The sequence below is a fragment of the Halalkalibacter sp. HAAS-P014 genome, assembly GCF_056619965.1.
Genome location: NZ_JBWQTV010000029.1, coordinates 1 through 14549, shown reverse-complemented (window position 1 = coordinate 14549; position 14549 = coordinate 1). Strand labels below are relative to the sequence as shown.

At 38.0% G+C, this 14549-nt stretch carries 14 protein-coding genes and 1 riboswitch; of the genes, 2 read left to right on the top strand and 12 right to left on the bottom strand.

The genetic code is table 11. The features are described from left to right. Positions 1 to 52: 52 nt before the first annotated feature. Positions 53 to 1768 (bottom strand): phosphoenolpyruvate--protein phosphotransferase, encoded by a 1716-nt coding sequence (gene ptsP, locus AC1FXZ_RS20540; protein ID WP_480057146.1) that lies wholly within the window; start codon positions 1766 to 1768, stop codon positions 53 to 55. After that, complete coding sequence (locus AC1FXZ_RS20535) at positions 1768 to 2031, bottom strand: phosphocarrier protein HPr (protein ID WP_480057144.1); 264 nt, start codon at positions 2029 to 2031, stop codon at positions 1768 to 1770. The genes ptsP and AC1FXZ_RS20535 overlap by 1 nt, the downstream gene beginning before the upstream one ends. A gap of 551 nt (positions 2032 to 2582) precedes the next feature. On the opposite strand from AC1FXZ_RS20535, the gene AC1FXZ_RS20530 reads away from it, so the two are divergent. After that, positions 2583 to 2807 (top strand): helix-turn-helix domain-containing protein, encoded by a 225-nt coding sequence (locus AC1FXZ_RS20530; RefSeq protein WP_480057143.1) that lies wholly within the window; start codon positions 2583 to 2585, stop codon positions 2805 to 2807. A gap of 120 nt (positions 2808 to 2927) precedes the next feature. Here AC1FXZ_RS20530 and AC1FXZ_RS20525 read toward each other — a convergent pair whose 3' ends face one another. The 5 genes from AC1FXZ_RS20525 to AC1FXZ_RS20505 all read right to left on the bottom strand — a co-directional run bounded on the left by AC1FXZ_RS20525 (position 2928) and on the right by AC1FXZ_RS20505 (position 8243). Next, positions 2928 to 3374, bottom strand: coding sequence for an acyl-CoA thioesterase (locus AC1FXZ_RS20525; RefSeq protein WP_480057141.1), 447 nt, complete (start codon positions 3372 to 3374; stop codon positions 2928 to 2930). A 66-nt stretch (positions 3375 to 3440) separates the two neighbouring features. Continuing rightward, positions 3441 to 4190 (bottom strand): succinate dehydrogenase iron-sulfur subunit, encoded by a 750-nt coding sequence (gene sdhB / locus AC1FXZ_RS20520; protein ID WP_480057139.1) that lies wholly within the window; start codon positions 4188 to 4190, stop codon positions 3441 to 3443. Beyond that, positions 4187 to 5956, bottom strand: a complete 1770-nt coding sequence (gene sdhA, locus AC1FXZ_RS20515) for a succinate dehydrogenase flavoprotein subunit (protein WP_480057137.1) — start codon at positions 5954 to 5956, stop codon at positions 4187 to 4189. The genes sdhB and sdhA overlap by 4 nt, the downstream gene beginning before the upstream one ends. 14 nt (positions 5957 to 5970) lie before the next feature. Then, on the bottom strand, positions 5971 to 6600 hold the full coding sequence (locus AC1FXZ_RS20510) for a succinate dehydrogenase cytochrome b558 subunit (RefSeq protein WP_480057135.1): 630 nt from the start codon (positions 6598 to 6600) through the stop codon (positions 5971 to 5973). A 293-nt stretch (positions 6601 to 6893) separates the two neighbouring features. Next, positions 6894 to 8243 (bottom strand): TrkH family potassium uptake protein, encoded by a 1350-nt coding sequence (locus AC1FXZ_RS20505; RefSeq protein ID WP_480057133.1) that lies wholly within the window; start codon positions 8241 to 8243, stop codon positions 6894 to 6896. Positions 8244 to 8512: 269 nt separating this feature from the next. Here AC1FXZ_RS20505 and AC1FXZ_RS20500 point away from each other — a divergent pair, with 269 nt between their 5' ends. Next, positions 8513 to 8917 (top strand): YslB family protein, encoded by a 405-nt coding sequence (locus tag AC1FXZ_RS20500; RefSeq protein ID WP_480057131.1) that lies wholly within the window; start codon positions 8513 to 8515, stop codon positions 8915 to 8917. Between the two features lie 99 nt (positions 8918 to 9016). Here AC1FXZ_RS20500 and AC1FXZ_RS20495 read toward each other — a convergent pair whose 3' ends face one another. The 5 genes from AC1FXZ_RS20495 to AC1FXZ_RS20475 form a co-directional block, all read right to left on the bottom strand. Next, entirely contained in the window at positions 9017 to 10258 is a 1242-nt protein-coding gene (locus AC1FXZ_RS20495) for an aspartate kinase (RefSeq protein WP_480057129.1), read from the bottom strand. Positions 10259 to 10377: 119 nt separating this feature from the next. After that, positions 10378 to 10566, bottom strand: a riboswitch (Lysine riboswitch). A gap of 257 nt (positions 10567 to 10823) precedes the next feature. After that, a complete protein-coding gene (gene uvrC / locus AC1FXZ_RS20490) occupies positions 10824 to 12599 on the bottom strand; it encodes an excinuclease ABC subunit UvrC (RefSeq protein WP_480057127.1) in 1776 nt (591 codons plus the stop codon). Between the two features lie 165 nt (positions 12600 to 12764). Continuing rightward, complete coding sequence (gene trxA / locus AC1FXZ_RS20485) at positions 12765 to 13079, bottom strand: thioredoxin (RefSeq protein ID WP_034745400.1); 315 nt, start codon at positions 13077 to 13079, stop codon at positions 12765 to 12767. 166 nt (positions 13080 to 13245) lie between these two features. After that, positions 13246 to 14223, bottom strand: coding sequence for an electron transfer flavoprotein subunit alpha/FixB family protein (locus AC1FXZ_RS20480; RefSeq protein ID WP_480057125.1), 978 nt, complete (start codon positions 14221 to 14223; stop codon positions 13246 to 13248). 41 nt (positions 14224 to 14264) lie between these two features. Beyond that, on the bottom strand, positions 14265 to 14549 hold a 285-nt coding region (locus AC1FXZ_RS20475), incomplete at its 5' end, for an electron transfer flavoprotein subunit beta/FixA family protein (protein ID WP_480057123.1).

Genomic DNA, 14549 nt, shown 5'->3' with positions numbered 1-14549 from the left:
AAATACTTTATCCAAACAAAAGAGGCTGACCGGAAGTCAACCCCTTTTGTTTTTATTTCATATAAGTTTCTCTTACACGTTTTTCTACTTCGTCTGCAGTGCTTAGGGAAAGCATTTCAGTAACAAACCCAGCTAGTTCCTCTTTTGATAGAGAAAGCATTTGATTACGAGCAGGCAAAATTGATGTAGCACTCATGCTAAACTCATCGAGACCAAGGCCAAGAAGCAGTGGAATTGCTATTTCATCTCCTGCCATCTCTCCACACATTCCTGCCCACTTCCCTTCTTTATGAGCAGCATCTATTACCATTTTTACTAGTCGTAAAATAGCAGGATGGTATGGCTGATATAGATAAGAAACTTGTTCATTCATACGATCGGCTGCCATGGTGTACTGAATTAAATCATTCGTACCAATACTGAAAAAATCTACTTCCTTAGCAAATAAATCAGCTGCTACTGCTGTGGATGGAATTTCGACCATTATGCCAATTTCAATCGAATCTGATATTTTGACTCCATCTGCCTGTAATTTGTCCTTTTCTTCAAATAGCATAGCTTTTGCTTGACGAAATTCTTCAAGAGTTGCAATCATTGGAAACATGACTTTTAAATTACCAAACGCACTTGCACGTAAGAGAGCACGTAATTGAGTACGGAAGATCTGTTGTTCTTCTAGACATAAACGTATTGCTCTATAACCTAAAAATGGATTCATTTCTTTTGGTAAATCTAAGTAAGGTAACTCTTTATCTCCACCGATATCCAACGTACGAATCACAACTGGTTTGCCTTCCATACGTTCGAGCACTTCTTTATATGCCTCATATTGTTCTTCTTCAGATGGAAGTTCTGTTCGTCCCATATAAAGAAATTCTGTACGGTAAAGGCCAATACCCTCAGCTCCATTGTTCATAACACCTTCCAAATCTTTAGGTGTTCCGATATTAGCTGCAAGTTCAACATGGCTGCCGTCTTTGGTTCGTGTTTGTTCACCTACAAGCTTTGCCCATTCTGCTTTCTGTTTCGCATAGTCATCACGTTTCTTTTTATATGCTGCAATTTCATCTACAGTTGGCTCAATGATGACAACTCCCTCTAATCCATCAACTATAATCGTCATCCCCGTCTGTATTTGAGCAGTTACTTGTTTAGCACCCACTACAGCAGGAATTTCTAAAGACCTAGACATAATGGCTGAATGTGAAGTGCGACCACCAATATCAGTTGCAAAACCTTTAATAAAATCAGGATTCAACTGTGCTGTATCAGAAGGGGTTAAATCCTCAGCAATGATCACTGTCTCCTCAGAAATCGTTGCCAAAGATTGTAGCTCAATTCCGAGTAAATGTCCTAAAACACGTTTAGAGACATCACGAATATCAGCTGCACGTTCCTTCATATACTCATTATCCATGTTTTCAAACATTGTGATGAACATCGTAGAAACTTCATTCATTGCATATTCAGCATTTTGTTTCTCATCCGTGATCTTGGCTTTAACAGCATCAACTAATTCCGGATCACTAAGTACTAATAAATGAGCTGCGAAAATTTCAGCTTTATCTGGTCCGAGTTCTTTTTCTGTTTTATCCTTGATTACCGCTAACTCTTCTTTCGACTTCGAGAGCGCTTCATCAAAACGTTTTACTTCATTGGTCGAATCCTCAATCACGTTTAGTTCAATTGTCATATCAGGCTCCTCATGAACAAAAGCCTTCGCAATCGCCACACCAGCTGAAGCAGCGATACCAGTTAATTTCTGCATTATTCCCCTAGCCCTTCCTTAATTAGGTCTTCAATCGCTTGAAGAGCCTCATCAGCATCAGAACCTTCAGCCTTTACGGTGATCTCAGCCCCTTTTCCTACACCTAATGACATTACACCCATTATTGATTTCAGGTTTACTGTTTTCCCTTTATGCTCAAGTGAAATATCTGAAGTGAATTGCCCTGCCTTATTAACTAATTGTGTTGCTGGACGTGCATGAATTCCCGTATCTGCTGTAATTTTAAATGTTTTTTCCGCCATCTTAATCGACCTCTTTCTTTTCATTAATAGTAAATAATAATTTAGAAAAAAGAATAAATCTTTTTCTTACTGATAAACCTTATTGTCTTCTACAATTGCACATTTAAACAATGATAACAAAAAAGAATACTAAAAAAGACATAAGCACAGAAGCAAAAAGCAGACGTCAAATAGGTTACACTAGAAGTATACCCTTTTTGTATCCCATTTACTCTTCTATACTCATGCCTGATCGAGTCAGTAACACGTAAATAGTACCTTTTATTTTATTTAATTTACAGTACATTATAGTATTAGTATAAGGCTATCACCTTGAAATCAAAATTAGTATAGCATAAGCAAATTGTTCTTATCAACAATTTCACTTCTTCGACATACCTTTAAAAAATAACTGTAAAAATTGATTATTTTTTTTAAAAGCAGAATAAATCTCAGAAAAAAAACACGTAGATCCTGTGTGTCACATATACTATCGAGACTAAAACCCTTCAAATAAGTGGGAATGAGTCCCCACTATTCGCTCTCAGCCCGAGCAAGAAGGAGTGAACTCATTGAAAGGAGCAGAATTTGGACCTAAACCCTTACTTACGAAGAGGGAACGTGAAGTTTTCGAATTGTTAGTTCAAGACAAAACAACAAGAGAAATCGCACAAGAACTTTTCATAAGTGAGAAAACCGTAAGAAATCACATTTCTAATACGATGCAAAAGCTGGGAGTTAAGGGGCGCTCTCAAGCAGTTATCGAATTGGTACGACTAGGAGAACTTGAAATATAGGTACGCTAAAATTCAAAGCTCATCCACTATTCGTGCTCACCTGAGTTTTAGTCGTCTAATATTTTAAATGATGAGGGACAAAAAGGATACCCTTAAATGTCCCTCATCCCTTCAAATCGCTTATTTATTCAAGAGTTCTATCTCTTCACTGTCCCAAGCAAACCCTCTTCCTGTTTCCACGCTAACTTGAACCATTGTCCCTCTCCCTGTAAGACAAATATCGCCATTTTCCAACATTGCTACATAATGAAGTTCAACTGATGATTTACCGACATCATGTACTTTCACACCAACTAATAGCTTTTCATCATATTGTATTTGCCTTAAATAATCACATTGTAGATCAGCAACAACAATAATTACTTTCGTTGACTTGCTTTGCCATTTTTGTAACATACCGATATTCTTAAAAAACGCTAACCTCGCATCTTCAAAATAGACAAATGCATTTGTATTATTCATATGACCAAAAGAATCTGTCTCTGAAAACCTAACATTCATAGAAGTAAAAAACTGAAACGCTTCTTTCCATTTATCAATATCTTCAATATATGATGGGACTCTCAATTCCTCACTTCCTTTTTTCGATTTTAAAAAAGGCCCAATCGTAAGCGATCAGGCCTTTTTTCATTATTATGCTCCAAAAAAGTTTTTGAAGGATTGTAATGTAGTCGCACGGTTTAAAGCAGCAATCGATGTTGTAAGTGGAATTCCTTTTGGACATGACTGCACGCAGTTTTGTGAGTTACCACAATTTGCAAGCCCACCTTCACCCATAATTGTTTCTAAACGTTCTTCTTTATTCATCTCTCCAGTTGGATGAGCATTAAATAAACGAACTTGTGAAAGAGGAGCTGGTCCAATAAATTCAGAATTACTATTAACATTTGGACAAGACTCTAAGCAAACACCACATGTCATACATTTTGAAAGCTCATATGCCCACTGGCGCTTTGTCTCAGCCATACGAGGCCCAGGTCCAAGGTCATATGTTCCATCGATTGGAATCCATGCTTTAACTTTCTTAAGTGAATCAAACATTCTACTACGGTCAACCATAAGGTCACGCACAACTGGGAACGTCTTCATCGGCTCAAGGCGAATCGGTTGCTCCAATTGGTCAACTAATGCCGTACATGATTGACGGGGTTTCCCATTAATAACCATTGAACATGCACCACAAACTTCCTCAAGACAGTTCATATCCCAAGCAATTGGTGTAGTAGTTTTACCACTTGACGTTACAGGGTTACGACGGAATTCCATTAAAGCTGAGATTACATTCATATTTTGACGATATGGTACCTCAAAATCCTCCACATAAGGAGCACTGTTTGGATCATCTTGACGTGTTACTTTGAATTTAATTGTTTTTTCACTCATGATTTAGCAGCTCCTTGTTTTTTTTGTGAGTAGTCACGTTTACGTGGCTTAATAAGCGACGTATCAACCTCTTCCCATGAAAAGTCAGGACCATTTTTCGAAGCGTTGTACTTCGCCTTCGTAGTCTTTAAGAATTCCTCATCGTTACGTTCTGGGAACTCAGGCTTATAATGCGCTCCACGACTTTCATTACGGTTGTATGCACCAAGGGTAATAACTCGCGCTAGATTTAACATACCTTTTAACTGACGCGTAAATGAAGCACCTTGGTTACTCCATTTTGCCGTATCGTTGATATTAATATTTTCGTAACGCTCCATTAATTCTTGAATTTTCTCGTCTGTTTTCAACAGTTTGTCGTTGTAACGAACCACTGTTACATTGTCTGTCATCCACTCACCAAGCTCTTTATGAAGGACATATGCATTCTCTGTTCCATCCATCTTCATAATATCATCATATGCTTGTTGCTCTTTCTTCACTTCATTCTCATATAAAGATGAAGGCATTGCATCAGCAGTTTTTTCTAATCCGTTCATGTATTCTACCGCTTTAGGTCCTGCAACCATCCCACCGTATATAGCAGAAAGAAGAGAGTTAGCTCCTAATCTATTTCCACCATGTTGAGAATAATCACATTCTCCAGCAGCAAATAATCCAGGAATGTTCGTCATTTGATCGTAATCAACCCACATACCACCCATTGAATAGTGCACAGCAGGGAAGATCTTCATCGGTACTTTACGAGGGTCATCACCCATGAATTTTTCATAGATTTCAATGATTCCTCCAAGTTTAATGTCTAATTCTTTTGGATCTTTATGAGAAAGGTCAAGATAAACCATGTTCTCACCGTTAATTCCAAGCTTTTGCACAACGCAGACATCAAAGATTTCACGTGTAGCAATATCACGCGGCACAAGGTTACCATAAGCTGGATATTTTTCTTCTAAGAAGTACCATGGCTTACCATCCTTATACGTCCAAACACGTCCACCTTCTCCACGTGCAGATTCACTCATTAGACGAAGTTTGTCATCGCCAGGAATCGCTGTTGGGTGAATTTGAATGAACTCACCGTTGGCATAATAAACACCTTGCTCATATAATTTCGCAGCAGCGTAACCAGTATTGATAACAGAGTTAGTAGATTTACCAAAGATAATTCCAGGTCCACCCGTAGCCATAATAACAGCATCAGCTTGGAAGCTGCGAATTTCAGATGATTTTAAATCTTGAGCTGTAATCCCACGACAAACACCATCATCATCAATAACTGCAGAAGTAAATTCCCAACCTTCATACTTCGTTACAAGTCCACTTACTTCATGACGACGAACTTGCTCATCTAATGCATAAAGTAATTGCTGACCAGTTGTTGCACCAGCAAAAGCTGTACGGTGATGTTGCGTTCCACCAAAACGACGGAAATCAAGTAAACCCTCAGGAGTACGGTTAAACATAACGCCCATACGGTCCATTAAGTGGATAATTCCAGGTGCTGCTTCTGTCATTGCTTTAACTGGAGGTTGGTTCGCTAAAAAGTCCCCTCCATACACAGTATCATCAAAGTGTTCCCATGGAGAGTCCCCTTCCCCTTTTGTATTTACTGCTCCATTTATTCCACCTTGTGCACAAACAGAGTGTGAACGCTTAACTGGAACTAAAGAGAAGAGGTCAACCGGAACCCCTTTTTCTGCTGCCTTGATTGTTGCCATCAGACCAGCTAGTCCACCTCCGACAACAATAATTCTACCTTTACTCATAATTGACCCACTCCTTAAATGTTTGCTAAGTCTGGATTAATAAATGCTAGAATCGCTCTGATTCCAACGAATGTTAGTGCAAAGAAAATCCCGATCGTTACATATGTTGCAATTTGTTGTGAGCGTGGTGTAACTGTAATCCCCCATGAAACTGCAAATGACCATAAACCATTCGCAAAGTGGAATGTAGCTGCGATTACCCCAACAATATAAAATGCGATCATAAATGGATTACTAAAAATATTGGCCATCATATCAAAGTTCACATCTGCACCAAATGCAGCTTGAACTCTTGTCTCCCAAACATGCCATGTAATCCAGATTACAAGGAATACCCCTGTCCAACGTTGAATCTTAAACATCCAGTTACGGAAGAAACCATATCTTGCTGTGTTGTTCTTTGCCTGGAATGCAATGTATAGACCATAAATTGCATGATAAAGCAACGGAATAAAAATTAAAAAGATTTCAAGAGCATAACGGAAAGGCAAATTTTCCATAAAATGAGCAGCTTGGTTAAAAGCACTCGCTCCTCGTGTAGCAAAATGATTGATGACAAAGTGCTGAACTAGAAATAGTCCAACTGGAATGACGCCAAGTAATGAATGTAACTTTCGATTAAAAAACTCCCGATTACCAGCCATACCTTTTTCCCCCCACTAATGATTTTGTTTCTGCATGGTTTAAAGCTATGATTTTTTTCTATGTACTCTATTATACTGTTACAGACAACCAAAGAAAACGAGATTGAAAGCAACAATATTATGAAACTTTTATTAAGTTTCTGTGAAAAAAATCTGACAAATTCATTGTACTCCCAACAGATATCCTCGTCAAGAAAACGTATTCACTTCTTTTTGGTATTAAATAGAGAAAAAAGCCCATAACGATGGGCTTTTCAACGAAAATACCTTTTTTGTCGAAATTTCTAGTAATTTTACCCGATTATGATTCTCTCAGTTGGATATTTGAAATGTGATTTGGTTTCTCGTTTTCTAATTGAGAACAAGAACGCAATTAAGCCTACTCGTCCAATAAACATTAAAACCATCAGGACAAATTGACTTGGTAATGATAGATCTGGTGTAATCCCCATTGATAAACCACATGTACCAAACGCCGAGGCTGTTTCAAAAATAATGGCCATTAAACTAATTTGATTTTTTGCTTCAAAAGAGGCAATCAATGTTATAGCCACAAATAACATGACAAGAAAGACAGATAATACGATTGAAGCTTTTTGACGATCTTCCGGATGAATTTCACGACCAAAAACTTTCACATCATCTTTCCCTAATGCGAAACTTCGAATTGTCAAGAACATAACGGCAACCGTTGTTGTTCGAATCCCCCCTCCAACACTAGATGGGCTGGCTCCAATAATCATAAGACCCGAAATAAAAAGTAACGTGCCAATATTTAGGTCAGATACGTCCATAATAGCAAGGCCCCCACTTCGAGCTGTAGCAGAGTTAAAGACCGAATAAAACAACTGTTGATGCCATTCTAAGCCAACATAATAGTTGCCTGTCTCCAAAGCCCAAATACCAACGATCCCGATGAAAAAGACTGCAAAATATGTAGTTACGGTTATTTTTGTAAAAAGACTAAATTTAAAATTATTGTTTTTCCTAGAAAAATACTCCCGTAGCTCCAACAGAACTGGAAAACCGATTGCACCTGCAAAGATTAGTAAAATCACGACAAATTGGACGTAATAATCATTTGCAAACGGAATAAGCGACTCTCCTGTAACATCAAAGCCAGCATTCGTAAATGCACTTAGTGAAGCAAATGCCCCTTGATAGTAAGCCTCCCCTACAGTATCAAAATATCGAATGAAATATGTACCTAAAATGAGGGCACCAATTAATTCAATAATTAAGGCAACAAATAAGATACCCCTCATTAAATTAACCAAACCTGAAAAATTAATTTGATTTTGGTCGACCATTATCAGCATTCGTTGTGAAAAATTAATTCTTCTTCCAAAAAGCATCCAGACAAACGTTCCCATCGTCATGATTCCAATCCCACCTAGCTGGATTGCTAATGCCAGAAAAATAATGCCAACACCACTATATGTTTCGGATACATTGACAACTGTTAATCCGGTGACACTAACAGCACTAACGGAAGTAAATAACGCTTCTGAATACGTAAGATTCACTTCAGGCTGATGAGAAATTGGCAAATATAATAAAATGCTAAAAAGGAACATTGCTACGATATATGAAATTATGATAACTCTAAATGGAGAGAGAAATTGTGTTAATCCTGATTTCATAAAATTAACCTCCAGATTATTCGGGGTTAAGTATACCACTTAAAAATAGTCATTGCTAGGAAGCATTCTATAGTTTACTTGTGAGAACAACGTTTAGGCTACGTTAGTATTGATACCTTCAGTTTTCAATGTAAAGTTAACTAAGAATTTTCTTGTATAGCGTTTCGACATCGTATATGATCAAAGATGTCCCGAAAAAAGATAGCAAGTACTATAAAGATTTAGGTAACATTAGCTTTGTGAGTAAAAGAGAGAGGTGCATTGTCCATATGGATGAAAAAACGAATCTTTTTGGTTATGACTTAATTCGTAATGAAGTATTAAGAGACTTATTAGGAAAGGATCATGACTCATTACTTTATTGGATCGGAAAATCTCTCGCGCGAAAGCACCCCATTTTAACCATTGAGGAGTTATATCTTTTTTTTGAAAATGCTAATTGGGGCACACTTTCATTAGTTTCAGAAAAAAAGAAGCTTCAAACATTTGAATTAAAAGGGCATTGGATAGATAAAAAAGATGAGCGCTGCTATCAGCTAGAAGCCGGCTTCCTTGCTCAACAATTAGAAACGTGGCACCAATGCATTACCGGAGCAACTTACAAACAAAAAAAGGACTCGATTATTATAACGGTTGAATTGGATCGACGCGATGAAGTAAAAGAAATGAAATAATCTAACATGAGCCTTATTCAACTTATGTAGATAAAAGATGGCATGAGATTTATAATCTCATGCCATCTTTTATCTTATTACTTAATTACACATTTTTATTTATGAAACACCCGCAACAACTTCTGCTTCTTCAGCTAATTGGAATTCAGCATGTAACATTTCAACAGCAAGAACCATATCAACTTCTTGCACTACTACTGATACTTTTATCTCTGAAGTGCTAACCATTTTAACAAAAATATCATTGTCTGCTATAACTTCAAACATTTTTGCCGCAACACCAGGATTAGAAACCATACCAGAACCTATAATTGAGACTTTAGCCAATTCTTCTTCAAAAATCACATCAGTAAACTGAAGATCATCCTGTGCTTTTTGTAACACAGCTAACGTTTCTTTTAATGAGCTTTGTGTGATCGTAAAAGAAATATTTACATGTTCATCGTCATATTGATTTTGAACTATAATGTCAACATTCACATCACTTTCTGATAATGTTGTAAATAATTTTGATAATGTTTCAAGTCGGTTCGGCAATCCTTTCACTGTTACCTTGGTCACATCATTCTCAAAAGCAATTCCTCGCACAACTAGGTTTTGTTCCACTGATACTTCCTCCTCAATCATTGTTCCTTCAGCATCTTCCATACTTGATGCAACCATTAATGGGACATTATAATTTTTGGCAAACTCAACAGCACGAGGATGCAACACGCCAGCTCCAAGATTTGCCATTTCAAGCATTTCATCGTAAGAAATTGAATGTAGTTTTCTTGCTTTTTTTACATAACGTGGATCCGTCGTAAATACACCTGTTACATCTGTGTAAATGTCACAACGATCTGCGTTTAATGATGCAGCAAGTGCAACTGCCGTTGTATCAGATCCTCCCCTGCCTAATGTTGTAATCTCTCCTTGTTCGCTTAAGCCCTGAAAACCAGCAACAACAATAACTTTTCCTTCCGCAAGTTCAGACCCCATGCGTTGGTTATTAATGGATCGAATTCTAGCGTTACCATGACTGGCTTCCGTTTCTATTCCAGCTTGCCATCCTGTCAAAGAAACAGTATCGATTCCTTTCTCTTGAAGAGCCATTGTTAATAAAGAAATCGTTACTTGCTCACCAGTGCTTAAAAGCATATCCATTTCCCTTTTATCTGGTGAATCCGTAATTTGAGATGCCAATGAGACAAGTTGATCAGTCGACTTCCCCATGGCTGAAACAACGATAACGAGCTCATTGCCTTCATTTACAGCACGCTCAATCCTCTTTGCGACATGTTGAATCCTTTCAACCGACCCTACTGATGTTCCACCGTATTTCTGTACAATTCTTGCCATATTTCCGTGTCCTCTCCTTATTCCTCACAGTTACAAGAGAATGCAAAAAAGCAACAATAAGGAAAACCCCTCACTGTTGCTTGTCATACCAATCCGGTACCACACTGCTCCCTTTTCTCTCGTGAGATAGTTCTCCACATACCCCTTGGGTGTAAGTATGTGACAGCCCTATGCTTATTCAACATAGGTCCAGCACAAGAAAGATGAGTCTTTTCTTGCACTTCGGCGAATTCCCCTTTCAACTTCCTTCAAACGGGCCTCATTCCCTTAGAAAGTATACTATTGGTTTTCGCTCCTCTACCAATCACTTCATTTGAAGCGTGGCATATTCAGTTGCTTATTATTGTAGCAGAGGATTTAAAAAGAATCAAGAGGCAACTGAAAAACGTACGACTTATGCCTTTTTCAGTTGCCTCTAAGCCATGTGTGGAGCTGCCGTTTTCTTTTAAGCTTTTTGAACGAATTTCTCAAAAAGCACACGGCGTGTGGAACCATGGCCTTCCTTAAATCTCAAAAGGTACGACTTATGCCTTTTTCAGTTGCCTTTTTTCAGTTGCCTCAAGTTTCACTCTTTTTCATTCAACGTCTTTACAATTGCTTCTGCCACTTTTTCAGGGATCGAGAGTTTTCTTAAATCTTCAACGGTTGCTTCTTTCATTTTTTTAACCGATCCAAAATATTTTAGTAGCTGACGTTTTCGTTTTTCCCCCACACCTGGTATATCATCAAGAGATGATTTGAAAAAAGTCTTTGAACGTGTTTGACGATGAAATGTAATCGCAAAACGGTGAACCTCATCTTGGATTCGCTGCAGTAAATAAAACTCATGACTATCGCGCTTTAGTGGAACTACAATAGGTGGATCTCCCATTAATAATTGGGATGTTCGATGCTTTTCGTCCTTGGCCAACCCACAAACAGGAATAGCTAAACCAAGTTCATCTATAATTACCTCTTGCGCAACAGCAATTTGCCCTTTTCCTCCATCAATTACAATTAAGTCAGGTAAAGGCAATGACTCTTTTAATAAGCGTACGTATCTCCTTCTTATCACTTCGCGCATGGAACCATAATCATCAGGCCCATCTACAGACTTAATTTTATATTTACGGTAATCTTTCCGACTTGGTTTCCCGTCTACAAAAGAGACCATTGCCGAGACTGGATCTGTTCCTTGGATATTCGAATTATCGAATGCCTCTATTCGATACGGTGTTCGAATCCCCATTGCCTCTCCTAAGCGTTCAACAGCCTTAACCGTCCTTTCTTCATCTCGTTCGATTAAAGCAAATTTATCTTTTAACGCGATCACTGCATTCTGATTAGCTAGGTCAAGTAAATCTTTTTTCTTTCCCCTTTTAGGATGATGAGTTTTCACCACTACGAGCTCCTCGATCAATTCACCATCCACTTCTTCAGGTAAGAGAATCTCGGCTGGCTTAATATGTTCTTTTTTCATATAAAATTGGCCAATAAACGTCATTAGATCTTCGGGCGCATCTTTATAAAATGGGAAAATAGAAACATCACGTTCAATTAGCTTTCCTTGACGGATAAAGAATACTTGAACACACATCCAGCCTTTATCATAAGCGAACCCAAATACATCTCGATCAACAAGGTCCCCAATCATCATCTTTTGCTTTTCAATTACCGTATCCATATGTTGTAATGTATCCCTAATTTCCTTTGCTCGTTCAAAGTCCATTTCTTCTGATGCTTTCATCATTTTCTCTGTTAACTGCCCCTTGATTTCCTCATGGCCTGAACGTAGAAATTTCGTAATTTCGTGAACCATTTTTTCATTTTGTTCTTTTGTAACATCAGCAACACAAGGCGCCAAACATTGACCAATATGATAATAAAGGCATACTTTGTCTGGAAGCGTCCGGCACTTTCTGAGTGGATAAAGGCGATCTAATAATTTTTTCGTTTCATTGGCTGCTCCAACATTTGGGTATGGACCAAAATACTTTCCCCCATCTTTTTTGACCTGACGTGTCGTAATCAATCGAGGATGTTCTTCGTTGGTAATTTTTAGATAAGGGTAGGATTTATCATCTTTTAACATGACGTTATATTTCGGATCATGTTTTTTTATTAAGTTCATTTCTAATATTAACGCTTCAATATTTGAAGATGTCACGATGTATTCAAAGTCAGCTATTTCACTTACAAGACGCTGCGTCTTCCCATCATGTGAACCAGTAAAATAGGACCTGACTCTATTCTTTAGAACCTTGGCTTTTCCAACATAAATGACCGTACCTTGACGATCTTTCATTAAATAACAACCAGGCTGATCTGGAAGAATCAATAATTTCTCTTTGATATTGCTCATCACACTCCACCTCTTCTTCTATTGTTAGCGAGAAGGCTAAGTTTTGCAAGCTAGAAAAACTGGAATATGGACAATAAAATTGTATTCGGGATGGCAAGGAGCTTTCAACTTCTTTATCTCTATATATAGAAAAAGTGACCCCATTCGAAGTGGAGTCACTTTTTATTAAAGGTGCTTATTTAAAAGCTCAGCTAGCGCTTCTTTTGGTTGGAAACCAACAACTTGATCAACCACTTCTCCATCCTTGAATACGAGAAGAGTCGGGATGCTCATTACACTGTACTTGCCAGCTGTTTCTTGATTTTCATCAACATCAAGCTTTGCAATTTTAACTTTATCGCCCATTTCAGAATCAAGTTCCTCAAGGACTGGTGCAATCATTTTACAAGGTCCACACCAAGGTGCCCAGAAATCAGCTAATACGACTCCTTCACTTGTTTCAGATGCGAAAGTTTGATCTGTAACATTTACAATTGCCATTAGTAAAACCTCCTTTTCCCATTACTTTGACTTCAGCATCATTATACCAAACACTTCCATAGCTTGCGAATAAGTTGCTCAAAATTATTGTATCCCTATTATTTTAAGTTACACAATCAAATCAAAAATCACTATTATTAATGATAGATGTAAAAAACTTTCACTGTTAGTTCGAAACTAACACATTTCTTAACTCTTCAGTTAAGATTGGTACAATTTCAAAAAGGTCTCCAACAATACCATAGTCTGCCACCTCAAAAATTGGTGCTTCAGGGTCTTTATTGATGGCGACAATTACTTTTGAGTTCGACATCCCAGCTAAGTGTTGAATTGCACCTGAAATCCCGATTGCAAAATAAAGATCCGGTGTAACAACTTTTCCTGTTTGCCCAATTTGAAGCCCGTAATCACAATACTCAGCATCACATGCACCACGTGAAGCCCCAATGGCTCCACCTAATAAATCAGCAAGCTCTTGTAACGGTCCAAATCCTTCTTTACTTTTCACCCCTCGGCCACCTGCCACAATGACGTTTGCTTCTGATAAATCAACGCCACCAGTAGACTTTTTGACAATATCTTTAATTGTTGTTCGAATATCTTTGATATCCACAGTAAGAGGAGAAACATCACCTTTCCGAGAGGAATCTGGCTCTAAAGTGGCAATATTATTCGGCCGAACCGTTGCAAAAATAATCCCTTCATTCACTTTCCTTTTTTCGAAAGCCTTCCCCGAATATATTGGACGAGTAAATACTATTTCATTTTCTTTGTTTTCAACTTTGACCACATCCGAAACTAGGCCTGTCTTAAGCTTCATCGCAAGACGTGGGGAAACATCCTTACCGATTGCTGTATGCCCCAAAATGACCGCTTCTGGATTTTCAAGATCAAACACTTGTAATAATGCCTGTTGATAGGCATCTGTTGTATAGTTTTTTAAAGTCTGATGTTCGACTATGACAACTCGATCTGCTCCATATTGTATAAAGGACTCAGTTAAAGCGTTTACATCATCACCAATAAGAACTCCTACTACTTCTCCTCCATCAGCAACCGTTCTTCCTGCAGCCAATGCTTCAAAAGATACATTGCGTAATTCACCTTCTCGAACTTCTCCAATAACAAGTACTTTTTTCCCCATTTGGTTCACTCCATTCTTATTTTTAAGGAAATAGGCCTAACTTAAATAACTTTCGCTTCTGATTTAAGTAAGGATACAAGCTCTTTTACTTGCGTAGCCGGATCTCCCTCTAACACTTTACCTGCTTGTTTTTCTGGTGGTAGGAAAACATCTATCGTTGTCGTTTTCGCTTCTACATCCTCTTCCTCTAAATCTAAATCATCTAGATCCAATGTTTCTAATGGCTTTTTCTTCGCTTTCATAATTCCTGGTAACGAAGGGTAACGTGGTTCATTTAGTCCTTGTTGTGCTGTTACAAGTACCGGGAGGGCAACTTCTACTGTTTC